We start from the raw sequence: 18,944 nt of genomic DNA on the forward strand, positions 1-18,944 counted from the left end.
ATAGAACGTGCAACTTGTCAGAAAATTTATAACTCCACTTTCTCGTGGAATTTTTCGAAAAACAAGTCAGCCTCATCCTGTATATCTGTTTCGTCGATTTTTTCAGTAAGCGCCGGAAGTTCGTCAATGCTCTTCAGGCCAAAATAATCCAGGAATTCTTTTGTCGTACCATATAAATACGCCCGACCCGTCCCATCTGCCCTTCCTACATCTTTAATTAAAGCACGTGATGAGAGAGTATGAATCGGCCGTTCAGTTTTCACCCCGCGTATTTCTTCGATTTCCACCCTCGTAATAGGCTGCCTGTAGGCAATAATCGCAAGTGTTTCAAGTGCTGCCTGCGATAAATGTGCTGCCCCAGGAGCTTCGACGAGCCTCTTTAGGTAGACAGCGTGTTCTTTTTTCGTTGCCAGCTGGTATACTTCAGCAATCTGGACAAGATCAATTCCTCTGTCATGATTTTTATAGTCTTTTTGCAGGTTAAGAACAATTTCCTGTGCCTCGGCTTCGTCAACCTCAAGAACCCCGGCAATCTGTTTTAAAGAAAGCCCCTCATCGCCCGCAGCAAACAGCAGGCTTTCTAAAATGCCTTTCCAGTTAATGATGTCCAACCTCGTTTGCCCCTCTCTGTGCTGAAATAAAAATATCGGCAAAATTCCCTTCCTGCTCAACACTCACTTCTTTCCGTTTCATTAATTCCAGTATGGCCAGGAAGGTAACCACTATATGCCCCCGCTCCATTTCCGGAAACAGGTCGTTAAAATTCTTCCGTCCTCCTGATGAGGACAGCATTCCCCTGATTTCCTCCATCCGCCTTTCAATCGGGATTTCCTGACGGGCAATCTTGGCGGTGACAGGCTTCTGAAGCTTTTTCCGCCTAAGCAGCTTCTGGAATGCCCCCAGCATATCATACAGAGTAACATCAAGGCGGGTATTGTCAGCCCTGTCCTCTTCCGCATACTGCGATAGGTCACTCGGAGGTTTTGTATACATCAAGCCGCGTTCCTGTTCGAGCGTTTTTAAGTCCTCGGCAGCTTCTTTATACTTTTTATATTCAATCAGCCTCTCGACAAGTTCATCCCGCGGGTCTTGTCCTTCTTCATAATCAAAAAATTCTTCGTCTTCTTCTTCCTCGTATTTAGGAAGGAGCATTTTGCTTTTAATAGCAAGCAATGTAGCAGCCATGACAAGGTACTCACTTGCAATATCAAGCTGGAATTCCTTCATTGCATGGATATAAATCAAGTATTGTTCAGTTATTTCCGATACAGGTATATCATAAATATCAATCTCAAGCCGGTTGATTAAGTGCAGCAGTAAATCCAGCGGCCCTTCAAACGCTTCTATTTTCACATTATATTGCATGATTCTCCACCAAATTTAAGTTGTATGTAGTATTTTTAGTATAGAGGATTGTATTCCTTTATCCAACCTAAAATACACTCTTGGCCCATTGTCGAAAAAGTAGGTCTATTTCGCGGATGGAAGATCTATTTTTTCATACTGAATTATTATGCTATGCTGATGTTAGTTTTGTCTGAAAAAAGGAGGATACGGATGTTTCCAGCACCTTATATTGAATTTCTTGTTCACTTTAACTGTGACAGGGACTTTTTTGAATGCCACGAAATATTAGAAGAACACTGGAAAGAGACGGAACCCGGATGCAAGGATTCCATCTGGGTCGCATTTATCCTCCTAGCTGTCTCCAGCTACCATTATAGGAGGGGAAATCTCAAGGGAGCAATGAAGACCCATAATAAATCTTCCGAAATGTTCATGACTGCCCATACCGAAACATTCGAAAAGCTTGGAATTGACAAGGACCGACTGGAGGAAGAACTAGAAGTACGCCTGTCAGCGATGGAATCTGGCATTCCCTACCGTGATTTCGATATTCCAATCAATGATAAGGAATTGCTAAAGAAATGTGTGCAGGAATGCAATTTAAGAAATTACAGCTGGGGGGTAGCAAGCGACTTGAATAATGCCGCGATTATCCACAAGCACCTTTTGCGGGATCGAACAGATGTAATCAGGGAAAGGGAAGCTGCAAAAAAGGAAAAGCAAAAATAGAAAAAAGCAGTGAATTCAATTCATCACTGCTTTTTTCCTATTCTTTTTCGGGCAAAGATGGACATTTGCCTACAAATGCAGCCGTAAACTCATTAGGCTGGATGGTTTTATCAGGATACAATGTCTTCAAGGCACATACCATTTGTTTCCCGACCCCCTGTTGCCTGTGGGAGGGGTTGACGGAAATATGGTGGAGTTCCAGCGAACCATCATCGGCGGTCCTCACGCCAATTAGACCCAGGATATCTTCTTCCTTCCAAAGGAACAATTGCCAGCTGTCTTCTGTTTCATACTGCTTGATGGTTTGCTGCAGCTTTTTAAGATCCTTTTCGTTCGGCATGAAAGACAGCAGCCCCATAGCTATTTTTTCGAATGATTTCTTATAACGAATCAACATATAAATCCCTCTTTAATTGACTGGCCGTTATTTTTATAGTCAAAACCAGTTTCTCCTTAAAAGGCAGATTTAAACCCTTTTTTTGTATAGTATGCATAAACTACAAAAAGGTTCTAGCAATATTGTAATACATATAATCATACATAATCTGGTATAAATCTTCAAATATATTTACTGTGCTGGTACGATGTAAAGCCAATAATACAGTCCCCATGCCATTCCCATCACTAAAAGCAATGCAAAAAGAAACCAGTTATTCTTTTTCAAATCTTCTTCCTCCGTCTCTGTTCTCCCCGTACAGACTGCCAGTAAATAAGCTGCCAGGGGCAGCTTATTTACTCTTCACTCTTTCTTTTAACGGCAAATCCAGCCGGACCATGTCCTCGAACGTTTCCCGTTTTACAACAAGCTTAGCCTCTCCATTTTCAACAAATACAACTGCAGGCCGCGGGATGCGGTTGTAATTATTGGCCATTGAGTATCCGTAGGCACCCGTGCAGAAAACAGCAAGAATATCGGCTTTTTCCGCTTTTGGCAGCGGGATATCCCAGATAAGCATATCTCCTGATTCACAGCATTTCCCGGCAATCGCTACTGTTTCTTCTGGCTTAGCAAGCACTCTTCCAGCCAAAACGGCTTCATACTTCGCTTGATAGAGGGCCGGCCTTATATTATCACTCATGCCTCCATCCACCGCTAGATACTGGCGGATATCTGGTACTTCTTTCCTTGATCCTGTCCGATATAAGGTTGTTCCCGCATCCCCTACAAGCGATCTCCCGGGTTCAATCCATATTTCTGGAACTACCATCCCGTATTGATCAGCTTGTTCTCTTACCTCTTCAATGATGGCCACGACATACCTAGAGGCAGGAATCGGATTGTCTTCCTCTGTATAGCGGATGCCGAATCCTCCACCAAGGTTAAGCACTTTTGGCTCAAACCCGTACAACTTTTTCCACTCATTCAGTTTAGCATATATTTTTCTGGCAGCAAGCAGGAAGCCTGTCGTTTCAAAGATTTGTGAACCAATGTGGCAATGAAGGCCAAGCAAGCGGACGGATCCGGAGTTCATCGCTTCCAGAAGCGCCTTATCAGCCTGCCCGTTCTCAAGGCCAAAACCAAATTTTGAATCCTCCTGCCCTGTCAAAATGTAATCATGGGTGTGTGCTTCGATCCCCGGTGTTACACGAAGAAGCACGTTAACAGATTTCCCTGTGGACGAACACAATTCCACGAGCATTTCAAGTTCATCAAAGTTATCAACAACAACACAGCCAATACCTGCTTCGATTGCCATATCGAGTTCCTGCAGGCTTTTGTTGTTGCCGTGAAAATGAATTTTCCCGGCAGGAAACCCTGCGGCAAGCGCAGTATAAAGCTCCCCACCTGACACAACATCAAGCGACAACCCTTCCTCAGCAGCGAGCTGAACCATGGCGACAGTCGAAAACGCTTTGCTTGCGTAAGCAACTTGGGCATTGACTCCAAGTGTTTCAAAAGTCTCTTTAAAGCTTCTGGCCCTTTCCCTGATCAAGGCTACATCGTAGACATACAACGGGGTGCCGAATTCCTCGGCTAGTTTGATTGTATCAACTGAACCAATTTCGAGATGTCCCTTTTGGTTGACCTTTGCTGTACCATGAAATTGCATGTCGTCCCCCTCATTCCTTATGTGTATACTTATCGGCAAATAAACAGCTTCCATTTGGAGCCTGTCTATCGCTACCGTCCTTCAACCCTTTATCAATTTAAATCACTTTACCATAATTCCACGGAACACGCAATTTGGTCTTTTATGTTTTTACAGGTTGCCTTCTCCTGTTTCTGGCATGTACAATACTCGGCCGTATGGCTGCCCCTGGCACGGAGGTGCGGAACAGGATTTCTTTAAATGCTGCTGGTGCAAATGGCATAAACGGCCACAAATAAGGCGTATTCAGCGACCTAATCCGGGCAAGCAGCAGCATCCAGGCTGTAATTCCCACTACAAAGCCAGGAACGTGAAAGAGAGCTGTGACAGCCAGGAGGAAAAGCCTTCCAATCTTGTTGGCGATGCTCAATTCATAACTCGGGGTAGCATATGTCCCGATGGCCGATACACTGACATACAGGATGACTTCAGGTACAAACATCCCTACATCGATTGCAATTTGTCCAATAAGTACGGCAGCAATCAGCCCCATTGCTGTTGAGAGTGGAGTAGGTGTATGGATGGCGGCCATCCTAAGAAACTCAATACCAATATCTGCAAGGAATATTTGCAGGAGGATGGGAATATTGGAATCTTTATTAGGCCCAATAAATGCCAGCTTCTCTGGAAGTAACTGCGGATCCGATGTGAATAGAAACCATAGCGGCAGAAGAATCAGCGATGCCATCACGCCAAAAAAACGCACCCATTTGACCATGGTCCCGACACCTGCAGACTGTCTGTATTCTTCTGCATGCTGGAGATGGTGAAAATAGGTGGTTGGAGTGATAATGACGCTTGGCGATGTATCCACATAAATCAGGACATGGCCTTCAAGGAGATGGACAGCCGCTACATCAGCCCTTTCGGTATACCTGACCATCGGGTACGGATTATACCCCTCCTTCACGACGAACTCTTCAATGGTTTTGTCGCTCATCGCAATTCCGTCGATTTCAATCCTTTTGATTTCTTTTTTTATGACATCGATAAGTCCGGGATTCGCAATATCCTTAATATAAGCGAGAGCAACATCGGTTTTGGACCTTTCACCGACTTTCATCATTTCAAAACGCAGCCGTTCATCGCGGATCCTTCTTCTCGTGAGTGCTGTATTGACAATGATGTTTTCAACGAATCCATCCCTTGAACCACGGACTACTTTCTCAGTGTCAGGTTCCTTCGGCTGCCTGCCGGGATAGCTCCGAACATCAACAATAAGGGCGATGCCTTCTCCCTCCACGATAATTGCAATCAGTCCCGAAAGGACCTGATCGACCATTTCATCCATTGTTTTGACTTGTTTTACGGATTGATGCGTTATCCTGTTTTCTACAATAGCCTGCAGCTGGGAAGATAATTTTTCGTTGTCATTTATTTCGACAAGCTCTTTAACAATTTGAACAATGAAAGAAGTGTCGCATAGGCCATTCACATAATAAAAATGGACGTTCTTCTTCAGTATTTTCAGTTTCCTTACTCCCAGGTCGAAGCTGTCGCCGAGCCCGATTCGTTCCTTCATGTACATTTCAATTGCATCAACGCTTTCAGGAATTGTCATCCTGCCGTTTTTCTTCTCCATATTAAAGACCACTCCTTTCCATAATAATATCAACAGCTTTTCTGGTTATCGGCGCGCCATTCTTATAATGGTCCCGCCCCGCCATCTTGCCTATATCCCCAATGCCAATTACAACCGGGATATCCAGACCGTCTAGACAGTATACTGTGTCTCCGTATAACCGGCCGAGCTCTAATTCCGGCAGTCCATGCTTATCAACTCCACATGGGGTTAACTGTCCATCACGGTCAATACTGAAGTCAATCTTTGTCCACTCTGCTTTTCTTGTCTTTGAAGCCACTGCCACAGCACCAAGCACTCGAATATCCTTATGGCCCGCAACGTACTTAAGCGCACTTTCACCAGCTCCCTCACCAAGCCGGCCGCTGTCATCAAACATGACAAGAACAGGGTTACCCTCTGAGCTTTTAATCAAGCTGACAAGCTCAGGACCAGACCGAACAGAAGGATTTCCCACCGAAAGAGATATGCATCTTCCCCCTACATCAGCAGCAACCCGTTCCACAGCTTTTCTCGCATATTCATCTCCATCAGTAATTAAAATGACGTTCCATGTTTTTGTCATATTCAGGATCCTTTCCTTTATCCCTTTAACGATGGTCAACAAAGTAAATCCAGTGGAACAGCGATCCGCATACCTTCCCGAGGACAATGGCCATCAGGAGGGCTATGATCCTGTCTTCGGCATAAACCCTTTTAGCAAGGATTGGAAGGACATTCAGCACCTCCGTAAGGGCTGCAGCCAGCATTCCGACAAAAACACCACTTGCAAGCCCGATTGGAATTGTGATAAGGCTGGAAAAATGAAAAACAGGTTCGTTGAGTCCTGCTACAGTTCCTGCAACCGCCCCAGTTATCACCGCCCATTCATACCAATGGATCAATTTCTTCGTTTTTGTCAGCTGTGTCAGGCGCGGAATAAGGCCAAGAACGGTCAGAAACGCCACAAAGCCTGCGCCCACCGCCAGGCCACCAGACAGGCCCGCCAACATGACAAAGAGAATCTTAACGGTCATCAAGATGTTTCACGCTTTCCTTGTTTTCATACATGGCAACATACTGGTCAAGCGCCTGCTGGTAATTGAACATTTCCACTTCAAGCGGGCTTGGTTCCTCATTGAGCCTCTTCTTAAATACATGATTGAAAAATAGGACCATTCCTAGCCCGATTCCGAGTGAATATGGAACCTGGAAAAGCAGCGGCTTGTCCGTGCGCTTTCCTGTCACTATGGCGAAAAGTTTTTTTTGGACACCCTGCATACTTACATCTTCATGGAAGTTCATGATCGTCAAGGCAGCCCCGATAAAAAGGAGTATCCAAGTTAGGACAAACAAGGCAAACGACATGACTTTCCTCTTGAATATTACTTCAATGATTGTTTGAGGCGGTCCAATGGCCTGTACCTCCGCGTCCGGGAACTCTGAGGTAATCAGCCGTATAACCCTCATAATATCGATCACAATGATATTATTGTCCTTCAATGTCACTCGGTGCACCGGCAGCTTTTGCAGCTTCTCGAGAATTTGTTCTTCAGCTATCACTTGGGCGATATCCTTTAGTACAACCGAAGCTTCAGGATTGACCTGAGTCCGGTTCCGCATGCGGATATAGATCGTTTTTTCCATACCATTCACATCCAGCACATTGTTTTCCTTGTATAAATAGTATGGTTTCCATCCTCCATTTCATTAACCCAAAAAATGGTTTTTATATTTCCTGCCAAGACCACACGCAAAAAAGCCGCAGGGATCATTGATCCATGCGGCTTTTCATTTGCTGAAGTATTTTCTTTTCGAGCCTGGATACTTGGACTTGCGAGATGCCAAGCCTTGAAGCAACCTCAGACTGTGTCTGGTCCTTATAGTAGCGTAGATAAACGATCAGCTTTTCCCTCTCATTCAGCTCCCTGATTGCTTCCTTAAGGGCAATCTTATCAAACCATCTGCCTTCCTCGCCGTTATCAATTTGGTCGAGCAAGGTAATCGGGTCCCCATCATTTTCATAAACGGTCTCATGAATGGATGACGGCGCCCTGCTGGCTTCCTGAGCCATGATTACTTCTTCAGGCGTAAGCTCAAGGAATTCCGCCACTTCATTCACTGTTGGCACCCTTCCGAGATTCTTGGACAATTCATCCTTTGCCCTGCGGATTTTATTGCCCGTTTCCTTCAGTGAACGGCTGACTTTAACAGCACCGTCATCCCTGATAAATCTCTGGATTTCGCCGATGATCATCGGAACAGCGTAAGTGGAGAACTTTACATCATAGGACAGATCAAACTTGTCAACAGATTTCAGCAGGCCGATACTTCCAATTTGAAAAAGATCATCCGGTTCGTAGCCACGGTTTAGGAAACGCTGGACAACAGACCATACGAGGCGCATATTTTTCTGGACGATGGTATCCCTTGCCAGCTGGTCGCCCGCCTGGCTCCTCTTAATCAACTCTTTCACTTCATGATCCTTCAAATAGGCTTGGCTGCTATCGTTTTTAACCTCCACATCCATAAGCAGGTCTCCTTAATTGCACAGCGCTTTGCTTTTTGTTAAGTGCTTTTTCAACCGGATCTCTGTTCCAAATCCTGGCTCTGAACGAACTTCCACTTCATCCATGAAATTTTCCATAATCGTGAAGCCCATTCCTGAACGTTCAAGTTCTGGTTTCGATGTGTAGAGGGGCTGGCGTGCTTCCTCCACATCACTGATTCCCATGCCTTCGTCCCTAATAACAATATCCACTTTTCCTTCTTCCATAAGAACTGAAATATACACCATGCCGTCAGGCGAACCCTCATAGCCATGAATAATGGCATTTGTCACTGCTTCCGAAATAACTGTTTTGATTTCGGTCAGTTCATCCATGGTCGGGTCAAGCTGGGCGATAAATGCCGCTACGGTTACCCGGGCGAAGGATTCGTTTTGGCTAAGAGCGCTGAATTGAAGATTCATTTCGTTTTTCATCATCTTCAAGCCCCCAATCTTTCCAATGCATACTCTTCTGTCGGTTCAAGACGGACGATCTTGAATAGTCCGGACATATCGAACAGCCTTTTGACAGGGGCCGAGATTGCACAGACAATCATTTCGCCATGCAGTTGCTTGATTTGTTTATATCTGCCAAGGATGACACCGAGACCTGAACTATCCATGAATGACAGTTCTTCTAGGTTCAGGACGATATGGCGTACATTTTCACTTTCAAGGGCTTTTGTTGCCTGTTCGCGAAGCTCATCTGCTGTGTGATGGTCCAGTTCACCGCTTAAACGTATACACAAGACATTATTTTTGATTTCCATACTTATGGCAAGACTCACTTATCCCTAGACCTCCTTATATCTGGTATAGTGAGTCAAATTCGCCTTGCGTGCCTGTAAATCCTCCTTGGAGACAAAATTAGCCGGCATTCGCTAAAAGTAGTGATACTTCCCTATCCTTTCGACATAAGGCTAATAAAGTTCATTATTCTCCAGTCCTTGTAAACATTCCAAATGCCCTTTTGTACAGCTGCCACCAATTTGCCGCGGGCACTGTCTCTTTAGCGGCAAGCGGGGACTCAGCCAATGTCTTCCCATTATGCATGAGCTTGATTTTTCCGACTGTGTCGCCTTTTTGGACTGGTGCTTTCAAATTTTTTTCAAGGATAATCTTCTGCTTAATTTTCCGGACGTCCTCACCTTTTTTGGTCAACAATGAAATTCTTTCTGAAGTTACCGCATCGACACTCTTTTTGCTCCCTTTACTGACAGCCACCTTTCCAAGCGGATGGCTTTTTTTCATCATGGGATGCGATTCGTACTGACTGAACGCATAATCAAGCATTTTTGTAACCTGCGCGTTCCTTGATTTTGATGTCGGTGCACCAAATACAACAGCAATTACCCTCATATTATCCTTCCTGGCAGTTGCAGTTAGACAGTACTTCGCCTCATTTGTAAATCCTGTTTTCAAGCCATCGACGCTCGGATAAAAGCGCACAAGCCTATTTGTATTGACAAGCCAGAACTTCTTGTCCGTGTCTTCACGAAGATAGGCCTCATATTGGCCGGTGAATTTGGTGATCCCTTCATATTTAAGCAGCTCTTTTGCCATGGAAGCCATATCACGTGCTGTACTGTAATGGCCCTCAACAGGCAAGCCTGTCGCGTTTTTAAATACCGTATTTTTCAGTCCAAGTTCTTTCACTTTTTTGTTCATGAGTTTTACGAAAGCTTCTTCTGAACCAGCAAGCCTTTCAGCCATGGCAACGGATGCATCATTACCTGAACCGATGGCAATTCCTTTCAGCATCTCCTTAGTCGTCATTTCTTCGCCGGGCTCCAGGAAAATTTGTGATCCTCCCATGGAAGCCGCATATTCGCTGGCCCGAATTTTTTCATCCATTTTCAGCCTGCCTTCATCAAGAGCCTCCATGATGAGCAGCATCGTCATAATTTTGGTCATACTTGCCGGAGGCAGCCTTACATCGCTCTTTTTTTCATAAAGCGCCCTTCCTGTATCACGTTCTATCAAAATAGCCGAGCTTGCATCGTCTGCCAAATTAATTCCTTTTTCCGCCGCTGACGCAGGCGGCGCCATAATTCCTGTAAAAAGAAACATAGATAGGAGCAAACCTATCATTCCACTTTTTCTCATGCCCATAACCCTCCTAACTTGTATATGGACTATTTTTTCCACACAATCCAATTTTATACAACAAATTCCCACCCTTATGAAAATACTTCAGGGCAGGATTGGGCTAGACGTATATTCTCATCATCACCGAAAAAACAGAAAACCGGCAGTTCACATGGAATGCTGCCGGTTTCTCTATATTATGATTTTATTTCCCAGAAAACAAAAAAGCAGGGATGGATTCCCTGCTTCTACGCTCATTCCTATTTATTTTGTGATTTCTTCATGGACTAAGACTGGTGCATCAACATGGTTTGACGACAGTTTGATGCTCTTGTAAAGTTTTTCCTTCACAGCGCTGACGTCTTCAAAGTTGCTGTAAATGGTAAGGAGGGAATCTCCTTTTGACACTTTATCCCCGATTTTTTTCTTGAGGACAAGGCCAACAGCCAGATCGATCACAGAATCTTTTGTAGCGCGGCCCGCACCTAGAAGCATTGCAGCCGTTCCGACTTCATCAGCAATGATTTCTGATACATATCCGTCTTCTTTTGCTTCAAGCTCAAATGTGTATTTGGCTTGCGGCATTTTAGCAGGATCATCGACAACCGACGCGTTTCCGCCTTGGGAGCTGAGGAACACGCGGAATGACTCAAGCGCGGATCCGTCTTTAATGGCTGTTTCAAGCAGTTCGCGTGCTTCTTGATGTGAGCCTGCTTTTCCAGCAAGGTAAACCATATGGCTTCCAAGGGTAAGGCATAGCTCTGTTAGGTCTTCAGGGCCTTCTCCCCTTAGTGTATCAATAGCTTCCTTCACTTCAAGCGCGTTCCCGATAGCGTATCCAAGCGGCTGGCTCATATCGGAAATGACAGCCATCGTCTGTCTGCCAACATTGTTGCCGATCCTTACCATAGCCTGTGCCAATTCGCGGGAATCATCAAGAGTTTTCATGAACGCTCCAGCGCCTGTCTTAACATCAAGTACAATCGCGTCTGCACCTGCAGCGATTTTCTTGCTCATGATCGAGCTTGCGATCAGTGGAATACTGTCAACTGTTGCGGTAACATCACGAAGTGCATACAGCTTCTTGTCTGCAGGTGTAAGGTTTCCACTTTGGCCGATAATGGCAACCTTGTTTTTGTTGACAAGCTGAATGAATTCTTCATTGTCGATTTCAACGTGAAAACCGCTGACTGCTTCAAGTTTGTCAATGGTACCGCCGGTATGTCCAAGCCCACGGCCTGACATCTTCGCTACAGGCACGCCAACTGCCGCCACAAGTGGTCCGAGCACAAGTGTTGTTGTATCGCCAACACCGCCAGTTGAGTGCTTGTCGACTTTGACGCCTTCGATCTTCGAAAGGTCGATTTGATCACCTGATTTTACCATCGACATGGTCAAGTCAGCACGTTCTCTTTCTGTCATGCCTTTATAATAGATAGCCATTGTCAGGGCGCTTACCTGATAGTCAGGAATCGATCCGTCAGTATAGCCGTTTATGATAAATTCGATTTCTTCTGTTGTTAGTTCCTTGCCGTCACGCTTTTTTTCGATTAAATCTACCATTCTCATCTAAATCACCAACCCATTGATATTTTATAGCTCTTATTTCTGGCCGATTGTTTGAACAAGTTCCTTCACATAACGCAGAAAAGTTGTTTTGACTTTCTCAGTTGTCTCAATGACTTCTGTGTGGGAAAGCGGCTGATCCAGAATGCCAGCTGCCATATTGGAAATACATGAAATTCCAAGGACTTTCATTCCTGCATGTCTTGCAACAATAACCTCAGGGACTGTTGACATGCCGACTGCATCTCCACCTAGTATTCTGAACATCCTGATTTCAGCTGGAGTTTCATATACAGGACCTGGATTGCCCACATAAACGCCTTCCTGAACCGTTATATTGATACTTTTCGCAACATCCCTAGCTATTTTTCGCAGTTCTTTTGAGTAAGCCTCGCTCATATCAGGGAATCTCGCGCCAAGCTGACTGTCATTCGGTCCAAGCAGCGGGTTTGTGCCCATATTGTTGATATGGTCGGAAATCAGCATTAAGTCTCCAGGTGAAAAGCTTTCATTGATACCGCCGGCGGCGTTCGTTACAAAGAGTGTGCCCATTCCAAGTTCCTTCATCACGCGGACGGGAAAAGTCACTTTATCCATCGCGTAACCTTCGTAAAAATGAAATCTCCCTTGCATCACAGCTACCTGCACACCATTCAGTTCCCCAAATACGAACTGTCCGGCATGGCCTTCGACAGTCGAGACGGGAAAACCCGGAATCTCACTGTATGGAATCTTTACTTCGTTTTCAACTTCATCCGCAAGCACGCCGAGCCCCGAGCCCAAAATAAGGCCGACAGCTGGCTTTGCTGATAATTTCCCCTGAAGAAATGCTGCAGCACTTTTGATTTGACTGTAATCCATTCGCTCTCCCCCTTACCTTAATTCTTTTAAGAAACTTGTACCGTGTTCCGGCATCTTCACTCCAAAGTTTTCCGCAACTGTTGCGCCAATATCGGCAAAAGTCATGCGGACAGGCAATTCACTGCCTTCCTTCATTGACTTTGAATAGGCAATCAGCGGTACATACTCGCGGGTATGGTCTGTACCCGGATGAACCGGGTCATTTCCGTGGTCTGCCGTAATGATCAAAAGGTCATCTTCTTTCATTTTTTCAAAGACTTCGGAAAGGCGTGCATCGTATTCCTCTAATGCGTTCCCGTAGCCTTCCGGGTCGCGCCTGTGACCAAACAACGCATCAAAATCTACGAGGTTCAAGAAGCTCAGGCCTTTAAAGTCCATTTCAAGTGTCTGGTTTAATTTATCCATTCCATCCATATTGGAAACAGTACGAAGCGATTGTGTCACTCCTTCGCCATCATAAATATCGGAAATTTTCCCGATAGCGATAACATCGTAACCTTCATCCTGCAATTCGTTCATTACAGTCCTTCCGAACGGCTTGAGTGCGTAGTCATGGCGATTAGCTGTCCGCTTAAAGTTTCCAGGCTCTCCAAGGAAAGGACGGGCAATGATGCGGCCTACCATATATTTTTCATCAAGAGTCAATTCACGGGCTATTTTGCAAATGCTATAAAGCTCTTCAATTGGCACGATTTCTTCGTGAGCAGCAATTTGTAATACTGAATCTGCAGACGTATACACAATGAGAGCGCCTGTTTTCATATGTTCTTCACCAAGTTCATCGAGAATCGCCGTACCGCTCGCCGGCTTATTGCCGATAATCTTCCTGCCTGTTCTTGCTTCCAGCTCTGATAGCAGTTCATCAGGGAACCCTTCAGGGAATACACGGAATGGAATCTGTATATTCAAACCCATAATTTCCCAATGACCAGTCATTGTATCTTTCCCATTGGATGCTTCTTGCATTTTCGTGTAGCACGATATTGGTTTTTCCGCGCGTGGAACACCCTTTATTGTACCGATATTGCCAAGGCCTAGCTTTTCCATGTTTGGCATTTTCAATCCATTCATTCTTTCTGCTATATGGCCCAGCGTATGTGAGCCTTTATCTCCGAATTGCTCCGCATCTGGAGCTTCACCGATTCCCACAGAATCCATTACGACAAGGAAAATCCGATTATATGTACTTGACATCCTGTCTCCTCCTTAAAAAGAATACGTTTCCATTAATACTTCTTTTATATAATACCCTTTTTGCTTTTGTATAACCTTCTGAACTATTTTTATATGTCGGAAGTCTGACATCTTCATTTTACTAAACTATTGGAGAAAAAAACAAGAAAAAGCTGTACCTTTTAGGCCAGCTTTTTTGACAATTGTATGACAAAGGATACAGTATACTTTCTCAAGCACCCTGAAGCCAGGACAGGCAAGGTTTTAAGCCCGCGGATGGTATTTGCTGTAGACTTCTTTCAGCCTTGTCTTTGTCACATGTGTGTAAATTTGGGTTGTTGAAATATCGGCATGCCCCAGCATTTCCTGGACAGCCCTGAGATCAGCGCCATTTTCAAGAAGGTGTGTGGCAAAGGAATGACGAAGGGTATGAGGGGTCAGTTCCTTTGTAATGCCAGCCTCGATAGCCAGGCCTTTAAGAATTTTCCAGAACCCCTGCCTTGTCAGCCTTTTTCCATGGAAGTTCAGGAAAAACGCGTTATCCTTATGTTTTTTCGAAACGAATTTTGGCCGGCCTTTTTCCAGGTATTGCTGTAGTGCCGCTTCAGCCGTTTTCCCAATTGGAATGATCCGTTCCTTATTCCCCTTACCAATACAGCGTACAAAACCCATGGTTAAGTGAACATCTTCAATATCGAGGCCAATCAGCTCGCTGACCCTGATTCCCGTTGCGTAGAGTAGCTCAAGCATAGCTTTGTCCCTGTAACCGAAATGGCCATTTAGCTTCGGAGCATCAAGCAGCGTTTCAACCTCTGGCAAGCTGAGTACCTTAGGGAGAGACCGTTCCAGCCTTGGGCTTTCTATATGTACCGTCGGGTCATGCGCCGAAGCTTTTTCCCGCAGCAGAAATTGATGGAATGCCCGGATGGAGGCAATATGCCTCGCGATCGTCTTCGAGGATTTCCCTGTATCTTTCAGATGGGCAAGAAAGTGGATAATATGGACCCTCTGGACATCTCCAACTCCATCCAGACCCTCTTTTTCTTTTAAGAACAAGTGATAACTCTTCAAATCACGTTCATAAGCCATCATTGTATTTCGTGAGAGTCCCTTTTCGACAACCAGAAAGTGAATAAAATCCTTAAGCTGTTCTTCCATTTTCATTACTCTCCATTCAAGTAGAAAAGGATCAGCCTGTCCATCAGGCTCTGCCCCTCTGTCCCCCCGGCCGCGGATACCTTAATGGCCGCGCCCTTTGGTTCATCGTATTTGTTGTAATTCTGGTACTCTTCATTAACCAACATAATACCATAATAGAAGAGGACTGTGCATCCCGTGAATAGGACGAACACCTTAAGTCCATGCAAAATAGCCGATAATAATTTCATGTCCGCTGCCCCCGTTTTTCGTACTTTTACAAAGTCCGGTATGGTTCATAGTAAAGGATATGCCCTGTTGGACAAAGATTATACCTAGATCGTAGAAAAGCGGAAGAGTCCGTTAAGCAGCGTATGGACTGGAGTCAACCGACTGAGATAAGGCGAATCTTTAATTAGCGGATGGCTTTTCCGCTAATTGTTAGATGAGACAATCGCGCACTAACGGGCAGTTGGGAACCTACTGCCCGTTAATGCGCGATAAAGGAAACACGATGAGCGGAGCGATTCGATGTTGACTTATAACGCTAGGCGCTCACGTCCTATGCGCATCGCCTTACTCGCACATCCTGTGCTTCGCCGTAGGGAGGTGGGCGAAGTCTACTAGACGCTGGGCGCTGCAGCTGGATAATTAGAAAAGCGGAAGCGCCCGGTTAGAAACGAAGCTTATAAAAAAACTCTTTTCCATTGGAAAAGAGTCCGTTGTTCCTGCTTCGCTTTCTTTACTCCCCGCCGTCTTCGGCCTTGCTGCTGCCTTTTTCCTGGCAGCGGTGGCAGATTCCGTGAAACGTGAGGCGGTGATCCTTAATTTTAAAGTTCCAGTCGCGCTCGACAATTTCCTCGACATCTTCGAGGAGGTCTTCCTGGATTTCATCCACAGCGCCGCATTCAATACATACAAGATGGTGATGGAAATGCGCTGCACCTTCCTGCCGAAGGTCATATCGGGATACGCCGTCTCCAAAGTTGATTTTATCGACTATTTTCAATTCGGTTAATAGTTCAAGAGTCCGGTATACCGTTGCAAGTCCAATTTCAGGCGCTTTCTCTTTTACAAGAAGATAAACATCCTCAGCGCTTAAATGGTCTTCTTCGTTTTCCAGGAGTACTCGGACGGTTGCTTCGCGTTGCGGCGTTAGTTTATAGCTGGATGAATGCAGTTGTTTTTTAATTCTTTCGATCCTTGTTTCCATTATAGGTAGTCTCACTCCTCCGCCACTGTCATTTTTTATTATATCAGACGGAAAGCGAGATTCAAAATAAAATTATTACAACGAAGAAAGAATAGTTATTCTTATTTAATAACTAATTTAACAATTTATTTAATCGTGTGAATGACACTCTTCAAAAGTGCTGGCGCAAGGACTGCTTCAATTCCCGCTGCTGCAGCAATGAACACAATTGCAGCAAGAAATGCACCCATATATCTCATAAACAATGGCAGGACAGGCTGATTTAATTTTTTCATGAATTGGTTCCGGATCATCTTAAGGGAGAATATGACACTCAAGGCAGCTGTCACAATAAATATAGGGATAATCACCAGGTTTTGCGGAAGGATGGAGACAAACGATAACAGAAAACCCTGCCAGCCCATTTGATTGACAAGGAAACCGACGGTAAAGCCGACGACCATTCCTTTCATAAACAGGAGAATCAGGATGACCGGCAAACCGATAATCGAAATGCCAAGCAGCCAAATCAGGCCGATAAATTTGCTGTTATGCAAAAAGCTTTGAACAAACAAATCTCGCGTTTCTGCCACCTTGCCGGCAGAAGCCTGTCCAAAAAACTCCGAAAGGTAGAAAAAAAGGTCTTCCTTCTGAGTAAAACTCAGGCTGTTCACGATGACAGCACCAAAAATGACGCCCATTAAGAACAGTACGATGACAAATAAATAGACAGAGGAATATTCTTGTAGGTGAGTTGCTGCAGCGTTCTGGTACTTTCGTTTTTTCATTTATTTTCCTCCTGCAATGATTAATTAGTACATCATATGCCAGGAAGGAGTTTCTATGACTCTCATTTTCAATTGCTAGATTGTATTTCGACAAAAAAGGACCGGTTCCTCATTCGGGAACCGGCTATTCACCATGGAGTATTTTACCGTAGCGCCCTCCACCCCCGGCAGCCACCTTTAAGCTTCCGGAACGTGCTTTCAGGATGAGCTCTGCCGTCCTGTCTGGGACTACTTCTTTCAATGCCTCATACGGAACAGAATGCAGAATATCCATCTCTGTCCCAAAGTGGTTCAGAAGGTTTTCCAGCGTTTTTTTTCCCAAACCGGGAATGAACTCTAGAGGAACCTGGTGGATATACGGAGGCCTTTCTGGCTTTTCTCTGTCGTGAGATCCCAATTCGGCAATCCTGTCGGCAACCCCCCGCACAAACCTTGCATGCCCGCATGATGGGCAGATCGAAGCTTCTGCCGGAAATGGAGCGAGGCAGCTGGCACACACAGTTTTATGGTATTTTCCAAGGAGCGGATCAAGGCCATAGTTCGCCGCAATGCCTCGCCCTCCTTCTCCCTTCAATGCCAGTGCAAATTCCTTGAAACTAGTTTCAGCCGTCCTTACTTCCTGGTATTCACGTGCAATTTTCGCAAGTGAATGTGCGTCGGAATTTGTCAGGAATGTATAGCCATGGAGCTCTTTGATCGAATCTGCCATGAATGTATCCGAACTCAGCCCCAATTCAACCGCATCAATGAGACCCGGATCAAACACCTCAGTGAGTGAACACTTTACACCCTTGCCGTAAAGGCTTTTGAAGGGGGTGAAAATATGTGCAGGGATAAACAGCCCGCCAAGTTCTTTCGTTTTTTCCTGAAGAGTCCGCCCTGATACGTAAACGCGCTGCGAACTTAAATGGATATTCTTCAAATGACCCAAGAGCCATTCCGAGAAGATTCTCATTTCACGGAGCGAAGGTAAAAAGCATAGGACATGAACTGGAGCTGATGTAACATCGGAACTGATTTCCAACTCGGACCCCGGGATGATACACAGTCCTCCATACATAAGCCCCCCATCGGGATGCTGTTCTATTTCGCCTCTCGACACCAAATCCTCCAACTCCGCCAGCACCTCAGGAGAATGGCAGTCAATGATCCCTGCCATATTCAGTCCCTTCTTGTCGCGTGCATGAGAAATGATATTCGAAAGGGTAAGTGTTTTTGCCCCGGTAATCTTTACAGCTCTTCCTGACAGGGTTCGCCCGATATGGATATGCATATCGGCATAGTATGTGTTCATTTTCCGACCATCGCCTCTTGAAGCTGCAAATATTGGATGGCTAAAACTGTTTTAGCATCATGAATGCTTTGCTTCTCCATTAGCTCAAGAGCCTCTTCCACTGTGATTTCCATCAGACTGACAAATTCATCCTCATCAGCTGAGGCAGGATTTTCTTTCTTGTACAGCCCTTTGGCAATGTAAAGGTGAATCAGTTCATCCGCAAACCCCGGAGAAGTGTAAAAAGACATCAGCCATTCCATGCTGCTACATGCGTAACCTGTTTCTTCCTCCAGTTCCCTGGCAGCGCATATTTCAGGTTTCTCGCCTTTTTCAAGCTTCCCAGCGGGAATTTCCACGATGTTTTTTTCCAGAGCTTTCCGGTACTGCTCCACCATAATGATTTTGTTATCGCCAGTCAAAGCAATCACCGCTACCGCTCCGGGATGCTTGATAATTTCGCGCTTGGACGTTTTTCCGTTTGGAAGTTCCACCTCATCCACCTGAAGGCTCACTACTTTGCCAGTGAAAATTTGTTCTGTTGACAATGTTTTTTCTTCAAATGATTTCATTTCTCCATCCACTCCGTTC

Annotated in this window: 22 protein-coding genes; 1 reads left to right on the forward strand and 21 read right to left on the reverse strand. The window is 45.1% G+C overall.

Annotation, left to right across the window (positions count from 1 at the left end; all coding sequences use genetic code 11):
- Window positions 1-26: 26 nt before the first annotated feature.
- Together scpB and D1970_RS05315 are read right to left on the reverse strand one after the other, a co-directional pair.
- Window positions 27-611 (reverse strand): SMC-Scp complex subunit ScpB, encoded by a 585-nt coding sequence (scpB, locus tag D1970_RS05310; RefSeq protein WP_119111855.1) that lies wholly within the window; start codon window positions 609-611, stop codon window positions 27-29.
- Window positions 598-1,365: a segregation/condensation protein A gene (locus tag D1970_RS05315; protein ID WP_119111856.1), complete on the reverse strand. Its 768-nt coding sequence runs from the start codon at window positions 1,363-1,365 to the stop codon at window positions 598-600. Before D1970_RS05315 ends, scpB begins: the two co-directional genes overlap by 14 nt.
- Window positions 1,366-1,557: 192 nt before the next feature.
- On the opposite strand from D1970_RS05315, the gene D1970_RS05320 reads away from it, so the two are divergent.
- Window positions 1,558-2,076, forward strand: coding sequence for a DUF309 domain-containing protein (locus D1970_RS05320; RefSeq protein WP_119111857.1), 519 nt, complete (start codon window positions 1,558-1,560; stop codon window positions 2,074-2,076).
- Window positions 2,077-2,113: 37 nt separating this feature from the next.
- Here the strand turns inward: D1970_RS05320 and D1970_RS05325 are convergent, their stop codons facing one another.
- The 19 genes from D1970_RS05325 to D1970_RS05415 form a co-directional block, all read right to left on the reverse strand.
- Complete coding sequence (locus tag D1970_RS05325; RefSeq protein ID WP_119111858.1) at window positions 2,114-2,473, reverse strand: GNAT family N-acetyltransferase; 360 nt, start codon at window positions 2,471-2,473, stop codon at window positions 2,114-2,116.
- 331 nt (window positions 2,474-2,804) lie between these two features.
- Complete coding sequence (gene lysA / locus D1970_RS05330) at window positions 2,805-4,127, reverse strand: diaminopimelate decarboxylase (protein WP_119111859.1); 1,323 nt, start codon at window positions 4,125-4,127, stop codon at window positions 2,805-2,807.
- Between the two features lie 142 nt (window positions 4,128-4,269).
- Entirely contained in the window at window positions 4,270-5,748 is a 1,479-nt protein-coding gene (locus D1970_RS05335; RefSeq protein ID WP_119111860.1) for a spore germination protein, read from the reverse strand.
- Window position 5,749: 1 nt separating this feature from the next.
- Complete coding sequence (spoVAEA, locus tag D1970_RS05340) at window positions 5,750-6,313, reverse strand: stage V sporulation protein SpoVABEA (RefSeq protein ID WP_119111889.1); 564 nt, start codon at window positions 6,311-6,313, stop codon at window positions 5,750-5,752.
- A gap of 25 nt (window positions 6,314-6,338) precedes the next feature.
- Window positions 6,339-6,764: a stage V sporulation protein AB gene (locus D1970_RS05345; protein ID WP_119111861.1), complete on the reverse strand. Its 426-nt coding sequence runs from the start codon at window positions 6,762-6,764 to the stop codon at window positions 6,339-6,341.
- A complete protein-coding gene (locus D1970_RS05350; protein ID WP_119111890.1) occupies window positions 6,754-7,374 on the reverse strand; it encodes a stage V sporulation protein AA in 621 nt (206 codons plus the stop codon). Before D1970_RS05350 ends, D1970_RS05345 begins: the two co-directional genes overlap by 11 nt.
- Window positions 7,375-7,498: 124 nt before the next feature.
- On the reverse strand, window positions 7,499-8,257 hold the full coding sequence (sigF, locus tag D1970_RS05355; protein WP_119111862.1) for an RNA polymerase sporulation sigma factor SigF: 759 nt from the start codon (window positions 8,255-8,257) through the stop codon (window positions 7,499-7,501).
- Between the two features lie 12 nt (window positions 8,258-8,269).
- Complete coding sequence (spoIIAB, locus tag D1970_RS05360) at window positions 8,270-8,710, reverse strand: anti-sigma F factor (protein WP_119111891.1); 441 nt, start codon at window positions 8,708-8,710, stop codon at window positions 8,270-8,272.
- Between the two features lie 5 nt (window positions 8,711-8,715).
- The gene (gene spoIIAA, locus D1970_RS05365; protein ID WP_119111863.1) at window positions 8,716-9,063 is read right to left on the reverse strand and encodes an anti-sigma F factor antagonist; all 348 of its coding nucleotides are present in this window, start codon (window positions 9,061-9,063) and stop codon (window positions 8,716-8,718) included.
- A gap of 145 nt (window positions 9,064-9,208) precedes the next feature.
- On the reverse strand, window positions 9,209-10,324 hold the full coding sequence (locus tag D1970_RS05370) for a D-alanyl-D-alanine carboxypeptidase family protein (protein ID WP_374978539.1): 1,116 nt from the start codon (window positions 10,322-10,324) through the stop codon (window positions 9,209-9,211).
- A gap of 303 nt (window positions 10,325-10,627) precedes the next feature.
- A complete protein-coding gene (locus tag D1970_RS05375; RefSeq protein WP_119111865.1) occupies window positions 10,628-11,932 on the reverse strand; it encodes a pyrimidine-nucleoside phosphorylase in 1,305 nt (434 codons plus the stop codon).
- A 33-nt stretch (window positions 11,933-11,965) separates the two neighbouring features.
- Window positions 11,966-12,790 carry a purine-nucleoside phosphorylase gene (locus D1970_RS05380; protein WP_119111866.1) on the reverse strand — a complete coding sequence of 275 codons (825 nt, stop codon included), beginning with the start codon at window positions 12,788-12,790 and terminating at the stop codon, window positions 11,966-11,968.
- 12 nt (window positions 12,791-12,802) lie between these two features.
- A complete protein-coding gene (gene deoB, locus D1970_RS05385; protein ID WP_119111867.1) occupies window positions 12,803-13,984 on the reverse strand; it encodes a phosphopentomutase in 1,182 nt (393 codons plus the stop codon).
- A 243-nt stretch (window positions 13,985-14,227) separates the two neighbouring features.
- Window positions 14,228-15,121: a site-specific tyrosine recombinase XerD gene (gene xerD, locus D1970_RS05390; protein ID WP_119111892.1), complete on the reverse strand. Its 894-nt coding sequence runs from the start codon at window positions 15,119-15,121 to the stop codon at window positions 14,228-14,230.
- A 5-nt stretch (window positions 15,122-15,126) separates the two neighbouring features.
- A complete protein-coding gene (locus tag D1970_RS05395; RefSeq protein ID WP_119111868.1) occupies window positions 15,127-15,351 on the reverse strand; it encodes a YqzK family protein in 225 nt (74 codons plus the stop codon).
- Window positions 15,352-15,842: 491 nt separating this feature from the next.
- Complete coding sequence (fur, locus tag D1970_RS05400; RefSeq protein WP_119111869.1) at window positions 15,843-16,313, reverse strand: ferric iron uptake transcriptional regulator; 471 nt, start codon at window positions 16,311-16,313, stop codon at window positions 15,843-15,845.
- A 125-nt stretch (window positions 16,314-16,438) separates the two neighbouring features.
- A complete protein-coding gene (gene spoIIM, locus D1970_RS05405) occupies window positions 16,439-17,080 on the reverse strand; it encodes a stage II sporulation protein M (protein ID WP_119111870.1) in 642 nt (213 codons plus the stop codon).
- A gap of 124 nt (window positions 17,081-17,204) precedes the next feature.
- Window positions 17,205-18,374: an endonuclease Q family protein gene (locus D1970_RS05410; protein WP_119111871.1), complete on the reverse strand. Its 1,170-nt coding sequence runs from the start codon at window positions 18,372-18,374 to the stop codon at window positions 17,205-17,207.
- A complete protein-coding gene (locus D1970_RS05415; RefSeq protein ID WP_119111872.1) occupies window positions 18,371-18,925 on the reverse strand; it encodes an NUDIX hydrolase in 555 nt (184 codons plus the stop codon). The genes D1970_RS05410 and D1970_RS05415 overlap by 4 nt, the downstream gene beginning before the upstream one ends.
- Between the last annotated feature and the right edge of the window lie 19 nt (window positions 18,926-18,944).

The organism is Mesobacillus zeae (genome assembly GCF_003570705.1).
GTDB classification, from domain to species: domain Bacteria; phylum Bacillota; class Bacilli; order Bacillales; family Cytobacillaceae; genus Mesobacillus_C; species Mesobacillus_C zeae.

Coding starts and splice junctions, on each gene's coding strand:
- lysA (WP_119111859.1), bottom strand. CDS start 4,127: ATGCAATTTCATGGTACAGCAAAGGTCAACCAAAAGGGACATCTCGAA.
- spoIIAB (WP_119111891.1), bottom strand. CDS start 8,710: ATGAAAAACGAAATGAATCTTCAATTCAGCGCTCTTAGCCAAAACGAA.
- D1970_RS05415 (WP_119111872.1), bottom strand. CDS start 18,925: ATGAAATCATTTGAAGAAAAAACATTGTCAACAGAACAAATTTTCACT.
- D1970_RS05395 (WP_119111868.1), bottom strand. CDS start 15,351: ATGAAATTATTATCGGCTATTTTGCATGGACTTAAGGTGTTCGTCCTA.
- D1970_RS05350 (WP_119111890.1), bottom strand. CDS start 7,374: ATGGAAAAAACGATCTATATCCGCATGCGGAACCGGACTCAGGTCAAT.
- D1970_RS05315 (WP_119111856.1), bottom strand. CDS start 1,365: ATGCAATATAATGTGAAAATAGAAGCGTTTGAAGGGCCGCTGGATTTA.
- sigF (WP_119111862.1), bottom strand. CDS start 8,257: ATGGATGTGGAGGTTAAAAACGATAGCAGCCAAGCCTATTTGAAGGAT.
- D1970_RS05325 (WP_119111858.1), bottom strand. CDS start 2,473: ATGTTGATTCGTTATAAGAAATCATTCGAAAAAATAGCTATGGGGCTG.
- spoVAEA (WP_119111889.1), bottom strand. CDS start 6,313: ATGACAAAAACATGGAACGTCATTTTAATTACTGATGGAGATGAATAT.
- D1970_RS05380 (WP_119111866.1), bottom strand. CDS start 12,790: ATGGATTACAGTCAAATCAAAAGTGCTGCAGCATTTCTTCAGGGGAAA.
- D1970_RS05345 (WP_119111861.1), bottom strand. CDS start 6,764: ATGACCGTTAAGATTCTCTTTGTCATGTTGGCGGGCCTGTCTGGTGGC.
- D1970_RS05335 (WP_119111860.1), bottom strand. CDS start 5,748: ATGGAGAAGAAAAACGGCAGGATGACAATTCCTGAAAGCGTTGATGCA.
- xerD (WP_119111892.1), bottom strand. CDS start 15,121: ATGGAAGAACAGCTTAAGGATTTTATTCACTTTCTGGTTGTCGAAAAG.
- deoB (WP_119111867.1), bottom strand. CDS start 13,984: ATGTCAAGTACATATAATCGGATTTTCCTTGTCGTAATGGATTCTGTG.
- D1970_RS05410 (WP_119111871.1), bottom strand. CDS start 18,374: ATGAACACATACTATGCCGATATGCATATCCATATCGGGCGAACCCTG.
- fur (WP_119111869.1), bottom strand. CDS start 16,313: ATGGAAACAAGGATCGAAAGAATTAAAAAACAACTGCATTCATCCAGC.
- D1970_RS05370 (WP_374978539.1), bottom strand. CDS start 10,324: ATGGCGCCGCCTGCGTCAGCGGCGGAAAAAGGAATTAATTTGGCAGAC.
- D1970_RS05375 (WP_119111865.1), bottom strand. CDS start 11,932: ATGAGAATGGTAGATTTAATCGAAAAAAAGCGTGACGGCAAGGAACTA.
- D1970_RS05320 (WP_119111857.1), top strand. CDS start 1,558: ATGTTTCCAGCACCTTATATTGAATTTCTTGTTCACTTTAACTGTGAC.
- spoIIM (WP_119111870.1), bottom strand. CDS start 17,080: ATGAAAAAACGAAAGTACCAGAACGCTGCAGCAACTCACCTACAAGAA.